Annotated in this window: 2 protein-coding genes and 1 pseudogene; all 3 read right to left on the bottom strand. The window is 76.0% G+C overall.

Annotated features, from left to right (window positions below; translation table 11 throughout):
* The coding region (locus IHE55_RS28630; RefSeq protein ID WP_197991672.1) for a type I polyketide synthase at window positions 1-6409 on the bottom strand (6409 nt) is incomplete at its 3' end.
* Between the two features lie 185 nt (window positions 6410-6594).
* Complete coding sequence (locus tag IHE55_RS28625) at window positions 6595-11616, bottom strand: type I polyketide synthase (RefSeq protein WP_197991671.1); 5022 nt, start codon at window positions 11614-11616, stop codon at window positions 6595-6597.
* A gap of 158 nt (window positions 11617-11774) precedes the next feature.
* Window positions 11775-17678 (bottom strand): annotated as a pseudogene (locus IHE55_RS33475) (type I polyketide synthase); the annotation flags it as partial.
* Window positions 17679-18000: the final 322 nt, after the last annotated feature.

The following is an 18000-nucleotide window of genomic DNA, read 5'->3' as shown; positions in this document are numbered from 1 at the left end:
CCGACACCACCTGACCCGACACCACACCCGGCGAGGACACCCCACCGGCCAACGCCTCCAACCCCGCCAGCAACTCACCACGATCCGCACCCAGCACCACCGCACGCCGCTCCAGACCCGCCCGGGAGGCAGCGAGGGAGGCGCCGACGGCGACCGGGTCGAGTGCGGGGTGGTCGCGCAGGTGGGCCAGCAGCCGTTCGGCCTGGCCGCGCAGGGCTTCGGTGCCGCGGGCCGACAGCGGCCAGGGCACCAGCGGGAGCGGCGTCGAGGTCACCGGCGTGCCGGTCTCGGCGTCCTGGTGGGGGGCCTGTTCGATGACCACGTGGGCGTTGGTGCCGCTGACGCCGAAGGAGGACACCGCGGCGCGGCGCACCGAGCCGTCGGCAGTCCACGGGCGGGCCTCGGTGAGGAGGGACACCGCTCCGGCGGTCCAGTCCACCTCGGGGGTGGGCTCGTCCACGTGAAGGGTCCTGGGCAGCACGCCCTCGCGCATCGCCATGACCATCTTGATGATGCCCGCGACGCCGGCCGCGGCCTGGGTGTGGCCCAGGTTCGACTTGACCGAGCCCAGCCACAGCGGCCGGTCGGCGTCGCGGTCCCGGCCGTAGGTGGCCAGCAGCGCCTGGGCCTCGATCGGGTCGCCGAGCGGGGTGCCGGTGCCGTGTGCCTCCACCGCGTCCACCTCGGCGGCGGACAGCCCCGCGTTGGCGAGGGCGGCCTCGATGACCCGCTGCTGGGAGGGGCCGTTGGGGGCGGTGAGGCCGTTGCTGGCGCCGTCCTGGTTGACCGCGGAGCCGCGGACCACGGCGAGCACCGGGTGGCCGTTCTTGCGCGCGTCGGAGAGCCGTTCCACCAGCAGCACGCCGACGCCCTCGGCCCAGCCGGTGCCGTCGGCGCCGGCCGCGAACGCCTTGCAGCGCCCGTCCGGGGAGAGTCCGCGCTGCCGGCTGAACTCGACGAACACCTCGGCGCTGGGCATCACGGCGACGCCGCCGGCCAGGGCGAGGGTGCACTCGCCGCTGCGCAGGGCCTGGACCGCCAGGTGCAGGGCGACCAGCGAGGAGGAGCAGGCGGTGTCCACCGTCACCGCCGGGCCCTCGAAGCCGAAGGTGTAGGAAACCCGGCCGGACAGCACGCTGGAGGCGTTGCCGGTCATCACGTAGCCCTCGGCGCCCTCGGGCAGGTCGCGCAGGCCGGTGATGTAGCCGCGGTGGCCGGCGCCGACGAACACGCCGGTGGAGCTGGACGCCAGGGAGGCGGGGGCGATGCCGGCCCGCTCCAGCGCCTCCCAGGAGGTCTCCAGGACCAGCCGCTGCTGCGGGTCCATGGCGAGCGCCTCGCGCGGTGAGATGCCGAAGAACGCGGCGTCGAACCCGGCGGCGTCGCGCAGGAAGCCGCCCTGCCGGACGTAGGTCTTGCCGGGTGCCTCCGGGTCGGGGTCGTAGAGGCCGTCCACGTCCCAGCCCCGGTCGTCGGGGAAGTCGGAGATGGCGTCCCGGCCGTCGGCGATCAGCCGCCACAGCTCCTCGGGGGAGTCGGCGCCGCCCGGCATCCGGCAGGCCATGCCGATGATGGCGATCGGCTCGTCGGAGGCGGCGGCCCGTACGGCGGGCCGGGAGGCGGCGGCGGAGACGTCGCCCAGCAGGTGTTCGCGCAGGAACCGGGCGAGGCTCAGCGGGGTGGGGTGGTCGAAGACCAGGGTGGCCGGCAGCCGGAGCCCGGTGGCGGTGTTGAGCCGGTTGCGCAGGTCGACCGCGATCAGGGAGTCCACCCCGAGGTCCTTGAACGCCCGGTCGGGGTCCACGCCGTTCGGGTCGGGGTGGCCGAGGGCGGCGCCCGCGTGGCCGCGGACCAGGTCGAGCAGTTCCCGGTCCTGGTCGGCCGCGGGGAGCGCGGCCAGCCGCCGCACCAGCTCCGGCGCCTCGTCGCCGGTGTGCCCGGCGGTGCCGGTGACCGGGCCGGCCGTCTCGACGGCGCGGCGCACCTCGGGCACCCCGGTGATCAGCGGGTAGGGGCGGACGGCGACGGCGGACGGGGCGATCTTGGACCAGTCGATGTCCACCACGCCCAGCACGGTGTCGCCGGCGGTGATCGCCCGCTCCAGCGAGGCGATGGCCCGGTCGGGGTCCATCGGCGGCACGCCCTCGGCGCGCAGCCGCTCGCCGACCTCGCCGTCGGCGAGCCCGCCGCCGCCCCACGATCCCCACATCACCGAGGTGGCGGGCAGTCCCTGGGCGCGGCGGTACTCGGCGAGGGCGTCCAGGTAGGTGTTGGCCGCGGCGTAGTTGGCCTGCCCGATGCTCGGGAAGACGCTGGCGAACGAGGAGAACAGCACGAACGCGGACAGGTCCAGGTGGGCCGTCAGCTCGTGCAGGTGGCGGGCGGCCATCGCCTTGGGGCGTACGACGTCCACGGCCCGCTGTGCGGTGAGGGTGTCCACGATGGTGTCGTCCAGGACCCCGGCGGCGTGGAACACCGCGGTCAGCGGGCGGTCGGCGGGGATGCCGGCGAGGACGGCGGCGAGCGCGTCCCGGTCGGCCGCGTCGCAGGCGGCGACGGTCACCCCGGTGCCGAGCGCGGTGAGTTCGGCGGTCAGTTCGGCGGCGCCGGGGGCGTCGGGCCCGCGGCGGCTGGTGAGGACCAGGTGGGCGGCGCCGCCGCGGGCCAGCCAGCGGGCCACGTGGGCGCCGAGCGCGCCGGTGCCGCCGGTGACCAGCACGGTGCCGGACGGGCGCCAGGCGGGGGCGGCGGGCCGGTCGTCGCCGGTGGCGCGGACCAGGCGGGCCGCGAACAGGCCGGAGGGCCGTACCGCCAGCTGGTCCTCGCCGTTCCCGGCCGCCCCCTGGGCGAGGGCGGCGACCAGGGCGCGCCGGGCGCGTTCACCGGTGTCGGCGGGCAGGTCCACCACCCCGCCCCAGCGCTGCGGGTACTCCAGGGCGGCCACCCGGCCCAGGCCCCACAGCGGGGCCTGCCCGGGGTGGGTGACCGGGTCGGCGCCGGTGGTGGCGACCGCGCCCCGGGTGGCGCACCACAGGGAGGCGTCGAGGCCGATGTCGCTCATCGCCTGGAGCACCGTGAGGGTGCTCACCCAGCCGGCGGTCAGCTCGGGGTGGTCCGGGTGCGGGGTGTCGTCCAGCGCGAGCAGGGAGAGCACCCCGGTGACCGCGTGACCGGCCGGGCCCCGGCCGGCGTCCGGCTCCCCCGCCCCGTCGTCCAGGACGGCGTCGCCCAGGGCGCGGGCGACCTGCGGCCGGCCGGCCGAGACGGCGACGGGCACCCAGGTGACGCGGGCGCCGGCACGCTCCAGTGCCCGGGCGGCGGCGGCCGGCCAGGCGAGGGTGCCGGTCTCGTCCCCGGTGGTGTCGGTGGCGGGGACCAGCAGCAGCCAGGTGCCGTGCACGGTGGCGTCGGGCGAGACGGGCAGCGGCTGCCAGGAGACGCGGTAGCGCCAGGAGTCGAGGACCGCGTGTTCCCGGCGGCGCCGCCGCCAGGCGGACAGGGCGGGCAGCACCGAGGAGAGCGGCTGGTCGCCGTCCACGGCCAGCGCGTCGGTCAGGTCCTTGAGGTCCTCGCGCTCGACCGCGGCCCAGAACCGCTCCTCGTGGGCGTCCCGGCCGGTGTCGCCGGCCGGGCCGGCGGGGGTGGCCGCCTCCAGCCAGTAGCGGCTGCGCTGGAAGGCGTAGGTGGGCAGGTCGGCGGGGGCCGCCCCGGTCAGCAGCGGCGACCAGTCCACGGCGACCCCGCGCACATACGCCTCGGCGAGCGACCGGACGAACCGGTCGAGGCCGCCTTCGTCGCGGCGCAGGGAGCCGACGGCCGCCACCTCGGGGACGCCCGCCAGTTCGGCGGTCTCCCCGACGGCCAGCGCGAGCACCGGGTGGGAGCTGCACTCGACGAAGGTCCGGTGACCGAGTCCGATGAGGTCCGCGACGACTTGGTGGAACTCCACGGTCTGCCGCAGGTTGCGGACCCAGTAGCCGGCGTCCAGCCCGGTGGTGTCGATCAGAGCGCTGTCCACGGTGGAGTAGAACGGCACCCGCGAAGCGGTCGGTGCGATCCCGTCCAGGACCTCCAGCAGCTCCTCACGGATGGACTCCACCTGCGGGGAGTGCGAGGCGTAGTCCACCGGAATACGCCGCGCCCGGATCTCCTCCGCCTCGCAGGCCGCGACCAGCTCGTCCAGCGCGGCGGGCTCGCCCGCGACGACGGTGGAGGAGGCGCCGTTGACCGCCGCCACCGACACCCGACCCTCGAACCCCTCGATCCGCCGGAGAGTCTCCGCACGGGACAGGCCCAGCGACACCATCCCGCCACGGCCAGCCAGCCGCTCACCGATCACCCTCGACCGCAACGCCACCACCCGCGCCCCGTCCTCGACGGACAGCGCACCGGCCACCACCGCCGCCGCGATCTCCCCCTGCGAATGCCCCACCACCGCCGCAGGCTCCACCCCGTACGAACGCCACAACTCCGCCAGGGACACCATCACCGCCCACGACAGCGGCTGCACCACATCCACCCGCACCAACGAACCCGCCAACTCCGCGGCGAAGTCCCAGTCGATGAACGGCGCCAGCGCCCGCCCGCACCGCTCCATCGACTCCGCGAACACCGGCGCGGCGTCCATCAGCTCCCGCGCCATCCCCACCCACTGCGCCCCCTGCCCCGGGAACACGAACACCGCCTTGCCGTTCTGCTGGGCGGTGCCGGTGGCCACGGAGGGGTCGGCGGCGCCGCGGCCGACGGCGTCGAGTCCGGCGAGGAGTTCCTCGCGGGTGGCGGCGACCACCACGGCACGGTGCTCCAGCGCGGCGCGGGTACGGACCAGGGCCGCGGCGACGTCCAGCGGGTCCTCGTCGGGCCGCTCGGCCAGATGGGCGCGCAGGCGTTCGGCCTGGGCGCGCAGCGCGGCCGGGTTCTTCCCGGAGACCGTCCACGGCACCACGGCGGTGGTGCCGGCCGGGCGTGCGTCCGCCGCCGGTGCGGCCGCCCCCTCCGCCGGCTCCTGGCCGGGCTCCGGCTCGGGCGCCTGCTCCAGGATCACGTGGGCGTTGGTGCCGCTGATGCCGAACGAGGAGACGCCCACCCGCCAGGGCTCCTCCTTCTCCGGCCACGGCCGCGCCTCGGTGAGCAGCGACACCGCGCCGGCCGTCCAGTCGATGTGCGGCGACGGCTCGTCGGCGTGCAGGGTCTTCGGCAGCATCCCGTTCCGCAGCGACATCACCGCCTTGATGACCCCGGCGACACCGGCGGCGGCCTGGGCGTGGCCGATGTTGGACTTGAACGAGCCCAGCCACAGCGGGCGGTCGGCGGGCCGGCCCTGCCCGTAGGTGGCCATCAGGGCCTGGGCCTCGATGGGGTCGCCCAGGGTGGTGCCGGTGCCGTGCGCCTCCACCGCGTCCACCTGGCCGGCGTTGAGCTTGGCGTTGATCAGCGCCTGCCGGATGACGCGTTCCTGCGCGGGGCCGCTGGGGGCGCTCAGGCCGTTGCTGGCGCCGTCCTGGTTGATCGCGGAGCCGCGGACCACGGCGAGGACGCGGTGGCCGTTCTTCCGCGCGTCCGACAGCCGCTCCACCAGCAGCACACCGACGCCCTCGGCGAGGCCGAGGCCGTCGGCCGACGCGCCGAACGCCTTGCAGCGGCCGTCGCGGGACATGCCCCGCTGGCGGCTGAAGGCGATGAAGCCGCCGGGGCTGGAGAGCACCGCGACCCCGCCCACCAGCGCCATCGAGCAGTCGCCCTGGCGCAGCGCGGTGCACGCCAGGTGGAGGGCGACCAGCGAGGAGGAGCAGGCGGTGTCGAGGGTGACGGCGGGCCCTTCGAGGCCGAAGGTGTAGGCGATGCGGCCGGAGACCACGCTGGCGTTGGAGCCGGTGAGCAGGTGGCCCTCCAGGCCCTGGGGGGCGCTGGAGATGTCGGTGAAGTAGTCCGGCCGGTTGGAGCCGATGAAGGTGCCGATCCGGCTGCCGCGGACGGCGGACGGGTCGATGCCGCCGCGTTCGAACGCCTCCCACGAGGTCTCCAGCAGCAGCCGCTGCTGCGGGTCCATCGCGACGGCCTCACGCGGCGAGATGCCGAACACGTCGGGGTCGAACTGCGCCGCCTCGTAGAGGAACCCACCGTCCCTGACGTAGCTCTTGCCCGGCGCGTCCGGGTCCGGGTCGTACAGCCCCTCCAGGTCCCAGCCCCGGTCGGTGGGGAACCCCGCGACGGCGTCGGTGCCCTCCTCGACCATCTGCCACAGGTCCTCGGGCGAGGCCACACCGCCGGGGAAGCGGCAGGCCATGGAGACGATGGCGATCGGCTCCCCGGCGGCCTCCTCCACCCCGCGCAGACGCTGCTTGGTCTCGTGCAGGTCGGCCGTTACCCACTTGAGGTAGTCGCGGAGCGTTTCTTCTTTGCTTGCCATGGGGTTCCCCTACGGAGGTCGATCAGGAAAGTGGGTGGTTCGGGTGGGCCGCCGTCCGCTCCCGGGGCCGCGGCGCGGGGGAGCGCGAGGCCGGGCCCGGCCCGCCGCCCGGTGGCGGGCCGGGCGGGGGCGCGGGGGGCCGGGAGGGACGGGGCCGCGGGGCGGTCCGGGCTCTCAGCGGGTGTTCACGACCGGCCCAGCTCCTCCCGGATGAACGCGAACATCTCGTCGTCGGAGGCGGACTCCAGCCGTTCGGCGACCGATTCCTCGGCGGTGCCGCCGCCCCCGACCGTGACCTGGCCGCCGGTCCAGCCGGCCAGCAGGGCCTGGAGCCGTTCGGTGATGGCGGCCCGGGCCAGGTCGTCCACCTCCAGGTCGGTGAGCGCGGCGGCCATCCGGTCGATGTCGGTGTGCACCGACTCGGCGGTGGCGGCCGTCTCCTGGAGCAGTTCCGCGCGCAACAGGGCGACCAGGGCGTTGGGGGTGGGGTGGTCGAAGGCGAGCGTGGCGGGCAGCTTCAGGCCGGTGGCCCGGCCCAGCCGGTTGCGCAGTTCCACCGAGGTGAGCGAGTCGAAGCCCAGGTCGCGGAACGGGTGCCCCGGCTTGACCTCGTCGGTGGTGGCGTGCCCCAGGACCGCGGCGGCGTGGCTGCGCACCAGGTCGAGCAGGATCCGGTCGCGTTCCTCGGCGGGCAGCGGGGCGAGCCGCTGCCGCAGCTCCGCCGCCCCGGCCCCGTCCGCGGGGCCCTCGGCGGCGGCCTCCCGCAGCTTCCGCAGGACGCGGGTCGCCTCGGGCAGCGCGTCCAGCAGCCGGGTGGGGCGGGCCATGGTGAACAGGGAGACGAACTGCTCCCAGTCGATGTTGGCGAGGGCGACGAAGGTGTCGTCGTTGTCCAGGGACTGCTTCAGCGCGGCGATGCCCAGGTCGGGTTCGAGGAACGGCAGGCCCTGCGCCTGGGCCCGTTCGCTGATGGCCATCCGCTCGGCCGCGTAGCTCTCCTTGATGTCCACCGGCCGCCACACGCCCCAGGCCATGGAGGTCGCGGTCAGCCCGCGGGCCCGGCGCTGGTAGGCCATGGCGTCCAGGTGGGCGTTGGCGGCGGCGTACGCGCCGTGGTAGCCGCTGCCCCAGAAGGCGGCGATGGACGAGTAGAGCACGAAGGCGTCCAGGGTGTCCCGGTCGAAGATCCGGTCCAGGTGCTCGGCGCCCTCGACCTTGGCCGCGAAGGCCGCGGCGAAGTCGGCGGGGGTGGCGGTGTCCAGCGGGCCGAGGTCGATGTGGGCGGCGGTGTGCACCACCGCGCGGATCGGCGGGCCCTCCGCCTCGACCCGGTTCACCAGGGCCGCGAGCTGGTCGTGGTCGGCGATGTCGCAGCCGGCGATGGTGACCTTGGCGCCGAGGGCGGTCAGCTCGGCCTCCAGCTCCGCGGCGCCGGGGGCGTCGGGGCCGCGGCGGCTGGTGAGCACCAGGTGTTCGGCGCCGTTCCGCGCGCACCAGCGGGCCAGCAGGGTGCCGAGCGCCCCGGTGCCGCCGGTGATCAGCACGGTGTCGCGGGGCGTCCAGGGGCGGGCCGGCGGGCCGCCGCCGAGCCGGTCGCGCACCATGCGGCGGCCCAGGGAGCCGGCGCGGCGCACCGCGATCTGGTCCTCCCCGTCCGTGCCGGCGAGCGCCGCGGCGAGGCGGGTGAACGCCGTGTCGTCCGCGTCCGCCGGCAGGTCGACCAGGCCGCCCCAGAGGGCCGCCTGTTCCAGCGCGGCGACCCGGCCCAGGCCCCAGACCTGGGCCTGGACGCGGCCGGGGCGCGGGTCGGCGTCGTCCACCGCGACGGCGCCCCGGGTGACGCACCACAGCGGTGCCCGGAGGCCGGCGTCGCCGAGCGCCTGGAGCAGGGCGAGGGAGCCCATCACCCCGGCGGACAGGGACGGGTGGTCGGGGTGCGGCGAGGTGTCGTCCAGCGGCCACAGGCAGAGCACCCCGACGGGTGCCTCGCCGGTGCCGACGGACTGGCGTATCCGGGTGAGCAGGGTGGCCCGGTCGGCGTCGGCCGGGTCCACGTCGAGCCGGGTCAGGCCGGCGCCGTGCTGCTCCAGGGCGCCGAGCGCGCCGCGGACGGCCGGGTCATCGGCCGTCGAGGTGGGTACGACGGCCAGCCAGCTCCCGGTCAGGGTGGGGGCGGCGGTGTCCGGCAGGGGGTGCCAGGCCACGGTGTAGCGCCAGGAGTCGACCTCGGACCGCTCCCGGCTCCGCCGCCGCCAGTCGGAGAGGGCGGGCAGCACGGACCGCAGCGGCTGTTCCGGGTCGACCCGGAGGGTCTCCGCGATCCGGTCCAGGTTCTCCTCCTCCACCGCCGCCCAGAAGGAGGACTCGGCGGGGTCCTGGGTGGCCGCGGCCCCGGCCGTGGCCCCGTCGCCGGGTTCCATCCAGTACCGCTGGTGCTGGAAGGCGTACGTCGGCAGGTCCACGGTGCGCGCGCCCTCGGTGACCGGTGACCAGTCCACCGCGACGCCGCCCGCGAACGCCTCGGCGAGCGAGGTGAGGAAGCGGCGGGGTCCGCCCTCGTCGCGGCGGAGCGAGCCGACGGCGGTGATCTCGGTGCCGGTGGTCTCCGCGGTCTCGCCGATCGCCATGGTCAGCACGGGGTGGGCACTGGACTCGATGAAGGCGCTGTAGCCGTGGTCGAGCAGGGTGCGGGTGGTGCGCTCGAACTCGACGGTCTGCCGCAGGTTGCGCACCCAGTAGGCGGCGTCGAGCCCGGTGGTGTCGATCGGCTCCGCGTCCACGGTGGAGTAGAACGGCACCCGCGAAGCGGTCGGGGCGATCCCATCCAGGACCTCCAGCAACTCCGTACGGATGGACTCCACGTGCGGGGAGTGCGAGGCGTAGTCCACCGGGATACGCCGGGCACGGATCTCCTCCGCCTCACAGGCCGCGACCAGCTCGTCCAGCGCGTCCGGCTCACCGGCCACGACGGTGGAGGAGGCGCCGTTGACCGCCGCCACCGACACCCGCCCCTCGAACCCCTCGATCCGCCGCAGGGTCTCCGCACGGGACAGGCCCAGCGACACCATCCCGCCACGGCCGGCCAGCCGCTCACCGATCACCCTCGACCGCAGCGCCACCACCCGCGCCCCGTCCTCCACCGACAGCGCACCGGCCACCACCGCCGCCGCGATCTCCCCCTGGGAGTGCCCCACCACGGCGGCGGGCTCCACCCCGTAGGAGCGCCACAGCTCCGCCAGGGACACCATCACCGCCCACGACAGCGGCTGCACCACATCCACCCGCACCAACGAACCCCCGAGCTCGGCACGGAAGTCCCAGTCGATGAACGGGGCCAGCGCCCGCCCGCACCGCTCCATCGACTCCGCGAACACCGGCGCGGCCTCCATCAACTCCCGCGCCATCCCCACCCACTGCGCCCCCTGCCCCGGGAACACGAACACCGGGCGGTCGCCGCCGGGGGCGGTGGTGCCGCGCACCACGCCGGCGCTCTCCTCGTCGCGGGCCAGTCCGGCCAGGCCGGCCAGCAGTGCGTCGCGGTCCGCGCCGATAACCACGGCGCGGTGCTCCAGGTGGGCGCGGGTGGTGGCCAGCGAGGCCGCCACGTCCCGGGGAGCGGCGTCGGGCCGTGCGGCCAGGTGGGCGCGGAGCCGCTCGGCCTGGGCGAGCAGCGCGGGCCCGGTCCGGCCGGAGACGATCCACGGCAGCACGCCGGGCTCCGCCGGGGTGCCCTCGCCCGGCTCGTCGGCGTCCGTCGCCGGCTCGGGCTGCTCCAGGATCACATGGGCGTTGGTGCCGCCCATGCCGAACGCGGAGACCCCGGCGCGGCGCGGCCGGCCGGTCGCCGGCCACGGCCGGGGGGCGGTCAGCAGTGACACCGCGCCCGCCGACCAGTCCACCTCGGGGGTCGGCTCGTCGGCGTGCAGGGTCTTCGGAAGGGTGCCGTCGCGCAGCGCCATCACGGTCTTGATGACCCCGCCGACGCCCGCCGCCGCCTGCGCGTGGCCGATGTTGGACTTCAGGGAGCCGATCCACAGCGGCTCGTCGCCGTCCCGGTTCCGCCCGTAGGTGGCCAGCAGCGCCTGGGCCTCGATCGGGTCGCCCAGGGTGGTGCCGGTGCCGTGGGTCTCGACGGCGTCCACATGCGCGGCGGACAGCCGGGCGTTGGCCAGCGCGGCCTCGATGACCCGCTGCTGGGACGGGCCGCTGGGAGCGGTCAGGCCGTTGCTGGCCCCGTCCTGGTTGACCGCCGAACCGCGCACCACCGCCAGCACCCGGTGGCCGTTGCGGCGCGCGTCGGACAGCCGCTCCACCAGCAGCAGACCGACGCCCTCGCCCAGCCCCATGCCGTCGGCCGACGCGCCGAACGCCTTGCAGCGGCCGTCGGCGGCCAGGCCGCGCTGCCGGCTGAAGCCGGTGAACTCGGCGGGGGTGGACATCACCGCGACGCCGCCGGCCAGGGCCAGGTCGCAGTCGCCCTGCCGCAGGGCCTGGACCGCCAGGTGGAGGGCGACCAGTGAGGAGGAGCAGGCGGTGTCCAGTGTGACGGCCGGGCCTTCGAAGCCGAAGGTGTAGGCGACCCGTCCGGAGACGACGCTGGGGGCGCCGCCGGTGAGCAGGTGGCCCTCGAACCCCTCCGGGATCACCCCGATGCCGGAGCGGTAGTCGAGCGGGTTGACGCCCAGGTAGGTGCCGACACCGGCGCCGCGCAGGGACAGCGGGTCGATGCCGGCCCGCTCCAGGGTCTCCCAGGTGAGTTCGAGCACCAGCCGCTGCTGGGGGTCCATGGCCAGCGCCTCACGCGGCGAGATGCCGAACAGGCCGGCGTCGAACCGGTCGGCGCCCTGGAGGAAGCCGCCCTCGGTGACGTAGGTGGTGCCTTCCCGGTCGGGGTCGGCGTCGTGCAGGGCGGCGATGTCCCAGCCCCGGTCGGTGGGGAACCCGGAGATGGCGTCGCCGCCGTCGGCGACCAGCCGCCACAGGTCCTCCGGGGACGCCACGCCGCCGGGGAAGCGGCAGGCCATGGCCACGATCGCGACCGGTTCCTGGGAGCGGGCCTCCACGGTCCGCAGCCGCGACTGGGTCTGCTGGAGCTCGGTGGTGACGCGCTTGAGGTAGTCGAGGAGCTTCTGTTCGTTGCCGCCCGGCCGGCTGTTCGAGGGCTGGACGGCGCCGCCGCGGGCGGACGCGGTGTCGTTCTGGGACATCGTCACATCTTTCGGTTGAGAGTCGGTGGTCATGCCTGACGTGGGGCGATCCGGAATCAGGTCGTACCGAGCTCCCGGTCGATCAGGGCGAACATCTCGTCGGCGGTGGCGGTCTCCACCACTGCCGTCCCCGCCTCGCCGGCCTCGTCCGCCGGGTCCGCGCCGGGGGCGGTCTCGTTCCACTTCCACAGCAGGTCCTGGAGCCGCTTGGTGATCCGGTCGCGGGTCGCGGGGTCGGCGGTGAGCCCCGTCAGCGACTCCTCCAGCCGGTCCAGGTCGCCCAGGACCGGCCCGGCCGCGGCGTCCTCGTCGTCCGGCAGCAGTCCGGCGCGGAGCCGGCCGGCCAGCGCCACCGGCGTGGGGAAGTCGAAGACGAGCGTGGCGGGGAGGGTGAGGCCGGTGGCGGCGGCGAGCCGGTTGCGCAGCTCCACGGCGGTCAGCGAGTCGAAGCCCAGCTCCCGGAAGGCGCGGTGGGCGTCCACCGCGTCCGCCCCGTCGGCGTGCCCGAGCACCGCGGCGGCCTGGGCGCGCACCAGCTCCTGGAGGAGGTGGTCCTGCTCGCCGCGGCTGCGCCCGGTGAGCGACTCCAGCAGCTCGGTCCGGCCGGTGGCCGCGTCGCCGGACCGCGGCGCCTGGTCCGCCGTGGCGGCGTCCAGGGCCCGGCGGGCCTCCGGCACCTCGGTGATGAGCGGGCTGGGGCGGGCCATGGTGAACAGAGGCACGAACCGGTCCCAGTCCACGTCGGCGACGGCCACGAACGTCTCGTCGTGGTCGAGGGTCCGCTGGAGCGCGGTGAACGCCAGGTCCTTGTCGAGCAGCGGCAGGCCGTGCCGGCTGGACCTGTCGTTCTTCAGCGTCCGCAGCTCGGTGTTGCGCTCGTCCCAGTCGTTGGCCGCGTCCCAGATGCCCCAGGAGATGGCGGTGCCCGGCAGGCCGCGGGCGCGGCGCCGCTCCGCCAGCGCGTCCAGGTGGGCGTTGGCGGCGGCGTACGCGCCGTGCTCACCGCTCCCCCAGAACCCGGCGATGGAGGAGAACAGGATGAACGCGTCCAGTTCGCCGGCGTCCGGGCCGAAGATCTCGTCCAGGTGGTCGGCGCCCAGCGTCTTGGCCCGGCAGACCTCCGCGTACCGGCCCGGGTCCGTCCCGGCGAGGGTGCCCAGTTCGATGTGGGCGGCGGTGTGCACCACCGCCCGGACCGGGGTGCCGTCGGCCGCGAGCCGGTCCACCAGGGCGGCCAGCGCGTCGCGGTCGGCGACGTCGCACGCCGCGATGGTCACCCGTACCCCGCGCTCCTCCAGTGCCGCCCGGAGTTCGGTGGCGCCCAGCGCGTCCTGTCCCCGGCGGCTGGTGAGCACCAGGTGCTCGGCGCCGTGGTCGGCCAGCCAGCGCGCCAGGTGGCCGCCGATGCCGCCGGTGCCGCCGGTGACGAGCACGGTGCCGGACGGCCGCCAGACGCGGGGTGCGCGCCGGCCGGCCAGCGGGGTGCGCACGATGCGGCGGGCCAGCGGGCCGGCGTCGCGGAGCGCGAGCTGGTCCTCGCCGTGGCCGCCGGCCAGCGCCGCGCACAGCAGCCGCAGGACCCGGGCGTCGGCGTCGGCGGGGAGGTCCACCAGCCCGCCCCACAGCCGGGACTGCTCCAGGGCGGCGACCCGGCCCAGGCCCCACACCTGGGCCTGCGCGGGGCTCACCGGCGGGTCGGACGGGGTCGCCATGACCGCCCCGCGCGTCGCGCACCACAGCCGGGCGTCGGGGCCCAGCTCCACCGCCGGGTCCGCGCCGGCGGGGCCGGCGCCGAGGTCGGTGAGCGCCTGGAGCAGGGCGAGGGTGCCGATGGCGCCCGCGGAGGTGCCCGGGTACTCCGGGTGTGGGGCGTCGTCGAGGGCCCACAGCGAGAGCACACCGGCCAGGCCGGCGCGGTCCCCCACGGTCTCGGAGATCCGCGCGGCCAGCTTCTCCCGGTCCGCGTCGGCGGTGTCCACGTCCAGCCGCAGCGGGGTGGCACCGCGGTCGGCGAGCACCGTGAGCAGCCCGGCCGGCAGCGGGTCGGCGGCGTGGGCGGCGGGGACCACCAGCAGCCAGGTGCCGGACAGCATCCCGGCGGGTGCCGGGGACAGCCGGTCCGCCTGTCGCCACGCGGCCTGGTAGCGCCAGGAGTCGATCAGGGACTGTTCGCGCCGCTGCCGCCGCCAGGAGGAGAGGGCGGGCAGCACCGCGCCCAGCTGCTCCCGGTCGCCGTCCACGCCGAGGGTGGCGGCGAGTTCCGTCAGGTCCTCGTGCTCCACCGCCTCCCAGAACCGCTCCTCGTGGGCGTCCCGGGCGGTGTCGCCGGCCGGGCCGGCGGGGGCCGCCGCCTCCAGCCAGTAGCGCCGGCGCTGGAAGGCGTAGGTGGGCAGCTCCACCGGGCGCGCCCCGGGCAGCAGTGGTGTCCAGTCCACGGGGGCGCCGCGGGTCCAGGCTTCGGCGAGGGAGGCCAGGAACCGGTCCAGGCCGCCGTCGTCCCGCCGCAGCGACCCCACCGCCGCCACCGGCACCCCCGGATCAGCGGTCTCCTGCACACTCATCACCAGCACCGGATGCGCACTGCACTCCACGAACAACCCGAAACCATCGCCCAGCAACCGCTCCACCGCCGCCTCGAACCGCACCTCCTGCCGCAGATTCCGCACCCAGTAGGCGGCGTCCAGCGAGGTCGTATCGACCGGCTCCGCCTCCACCGTCGAGTAGAACGGCACCCGCGAGGCCGACGGACTGATCCCGTCCAGAACCTTCAGCAACTCCTCACGGATGGACTCCACCTGCGGCGAGTGCGAGGCGTAGTCCACCGGGATACGACGGGCCCGGATCTCCTCCGCCTCGCAGGCGGCCACCAGCTCGTCCAGCGCGGCGGGCTCGCCCGCGACGACGGTGGAGGAGGCGCCGTTGACCGCCGCCACCGACACCCGCCCCCCGAACCCCTCGATCCGCCGGAGAGTCTCCGCACGGGACAGGCCCAGCGACACCATCCCACCGCGGCCGGCCAGCCGCTCACCGATCACCCTCGACCGCAGGGCCACCGCCCGCGCCCCGTCCTCCACCGACAGCGCACCGGCCACCACCGCCGCCGCAATCTCCCCCTGCGAATGCCCCACCACCGCCGCAGGCTCCACCCCGTACGAACGCCACAACTCCGCCAGCGACACCATCACCGCTCACGACAGCGGCTGCACCACATCCACCCGCACCAACGAACCCGCCAACTCGGTACGGAAGTCCCAGTCGACGAACGGCGCCAGCGCCCGACCGCACTGCTCCATCGACTCCGCGAACACCGGCGCCGCGTCCATCAACTCCCGCGCCATCCCCACCCACTGCGCCCCCTGCCCCGGGAACACGAACACGGTCCGGTCCGAGGTGGTGGCGTGGCCCTGATCAGCCGGGGCCGGCTCGCCCTGGGCGAGGGCGGTGAGGCCGGCGAGGGAAGTTCGGCGCGGTCCTCGCCGAGCACCACGGCCCGGTGGTCGAACCGGGAGCGCCGGGTGGCGAGGGTGAGCGCGGCATCGGCCGGGGCGGGCGCGGTGCCGGCGGCGAGGACGTCCCGCAGGCGGGCGGCCTGGGCGCGCAGCGCGGCCGGGCTCTTGGCGGACACCGCCCACGGGACCGGGCCGGCCGGACCGCAGGGAGCCCGCTTCGGCGCCGGGCGCGGGAGTTCGGGTGCCTGCTCCAGGACCACGTGGGCGTTGGTGCCACTGAGGCCGAAGGAGGAGACCGCGGCGCGGCGCGGCGCGCCGGTCTCCGGCCACGCGGTGTCCTCGGTGAGCAGTTCCACCGCGCCGGCCGACCAGTCCACCTGGGGGGTCGGCTCGTCCACGTGGAGGGTGCGGGGCAGCAGCCCGTGCCGTATGGCCTGCACCATCTTGATGACGCCGGCGACACCGGCGGCGGCCTGCGCGTGGCCGATGTTGGACTTCACCGAGCCGAGCCACAGCGGCCGGCCGGCGTCCCGCTCCCGGCCGTAGGTGGCCAGCAGGGCCTGGGCCTCGATCGGGTCGCCCAGGGTGGTGCCGGTGCCGTGCGCCTCCACCGCGTCCACCTCGGCCGCCGACAGACCGGCACCGGCCAGCGCCTGCCGGATCACCCGCTGCTGCGAGGGGCCGTTGGGGGCGGTCAGGCCGTTGCTGGCGCCGTCCTGGTTGACCGCGGAGCCGCGGATGACGGCGAGCACCGGGTGGCCGTTGCGGCGGGCGTCCGACAGCCGCTCGACCAGCAGCATGCCGGCGCCCTCGGCGAGGCCGAAGCCGTCCGCTCCGGCCGCGAAGGCGCGGCAGCGGCCGTCCGCCGAGAGTCCGCGCTGGCGGCTGAACTCGGTGAAGGCGGCCGGGGACGACATGACGGTCACGCCGCCCGCGAGCGCCAGCACGCACTCCCCTGTTCCGCAGCGCCTGGGCGGCGAGGTGCAGGGCGACCAGGGACGAGGAGCAGGCGGTGTCCAGGGTGACGGCCGGGCCCTCCAGGCCGAGGGTGTAGGCGATCCGGCCGGAGGCGACGCTGGCGGTGTTGCCGGTCATCCGGTAGCCCTCGACGCCCTCGGCGGCGCCGCTGCCGTAGTCGTAGTGGGTCAGTCCGGTGAACACCCCGGTGCGGGTGCCGCCCAGGGTCGCCGGGTCGATGCCGGCCCGCTCCAGCGCCTCCCACGCGGTCTCCAGCAGCAGCCGCTGCTGCGGGTCCATCGCCTGGGCCTCGCGCGGGCTGATGCCGAAGAACTCGGCGTCGAAGCGGTCGGCGCCGCGGACGAACCCGCCGTGCCGCACATAGGTCCGGCCGGGTGCGTCCGGGTCGGGGGTCGTACAGGCCGTCCACGTCCCAGCCGCGTCCGGTGGGCAGCGGCGAGATGGCGTCCCGGCCCCCGGCGACCGAGCCGCCACAGTTCGTCGGGGAGCCGACGCCGCCGGGGAACCGGCAGGCCATGCCGACGATGACGACCGGGTCGTCGTCGGTGGCGGAGGGCCCTGGCGCGGGCGCGCCGGCCGCGGGGGTCCCGGTCCGGCTCGCCGCCGCCCAGTTCGGTGGCCAGGTGGCCGGCGATGGCGGCCGGGGGTGGGGTGGTCGAAGACCAGGGTGGCGGGCAGTTTGAGCCCGGTGAGGGTCATCAGCCGGTTGCGCAGCTCCACGGCGGTGAGCGAGTCGAAGCCGAGGTGCCGGAAGGCGCGGGTGCCGTCGATGGCGGCGGGCGTGGCGTGGCCGAGGACGGCCGCGGCGTTGCTCCGCACCAGGTCGGTCAGCTCGCGTTCGCGGTCGGCGCGGGGGCAGGGCGGCCATGCGCGCCGCCAGGTCACCGGGCGCGGCGGTGCCGCCGGTCGCGCCGGCGGCCGCCGTGGCCGCGGCCTCCAGCGCGGCGCGGGCCTCCGGGACGCCCTCCAGCAGGCGGCTGGGCCGCTCGGTGGTGAAGACGACGGCGAACCGGTCCCAGCGCATGTCGATGACGACGGCGTTGGTCTCGTCCAGGTCGAGGGCGGTGCGGAGGGCGGAGGTGGCCGCGGCGGGGTCCATCGGGAAGACGCCGTGCCGCCGTGCCCGGTCCCCCCACCTCGCCCTCGGCCATGCCCGATCCGGCCCAGGTGCCCCAGGCGACGGAGGTGGCCGGCAGGCCCTGGGCGCGGCGCACCGCGGCGAGCGCGTCGAGGTGGGCATTGCCGGGCGCGTAGTTGCCCAGGCCCGGGGGTGCCGAGGACGGCGGTGAAGGAGGAGAACAGCACGAACGCCGACAGGTCCAGCTCACGGGTGAGCCGGTGGAGGTTCTCGGCGCCGAGCGCCTTGACCCGCAGCACCCGCTCCAGACGGTCGTCGGTGAGCGCGTCCACCATGCCGTCGTCGAGGACGGCCGCGGTGTGCACCACGGAGGTCAGCGGCCGGTCGGCGGGCACCGTGGCGAGAGCGCGGCCGGCTGGTCGCGTTCGGAGATGTCGCAGGCGGTGACCGTCACCTCGGCGCCGAGGGCGGTGAGTTCGGCGGTCAGCTCGGCGGCGCCGGGCGCCTCGGGGGCCGCGGCGGCTGACCAGCAGCAGGTGTTCGGCGCCCGCGCCGGCCAGCCAGCGCGCGACGTGCGCGCCCAGCGCGCCGGTGCCACCGGTGACCAGGGTGGTGCCGCGCGGCGTCCAGCCGCGCCCGTCGGGGGTGTCCGTGCCGCCGGGAGGGCGGTGGCGCGCACCAGGCGGCGGGCCACGACCCCGGAGGGTCGCACCGCGAGCTGGTCCTCGCCGTCGAGCCCGGTGAGCACGGCGGCCAGGTACGTCCCGGTCTCCTCGTCCGCGTCCGCCGGCAGGTCGACCAGACCGCCCCACAGCCAGGGGCCGTTCCAGGGCCACGACCCGGCCCAGGCCCCAGACCTGGGCCTGCGCCGCGGTGTGC

Source organism: Streptomyces pactum (assembly GCF_016031615.1).
GTDB classification, from domain to species: Bacteria; Actinomycetota; Actinomycetes; order Streptomycetales; family Streptomycetaceae; genus Streptomyces; species Streptomyces pactus.
This window is presented reverse-complemented; position numbering and strand designations above follow the sequence as displayed.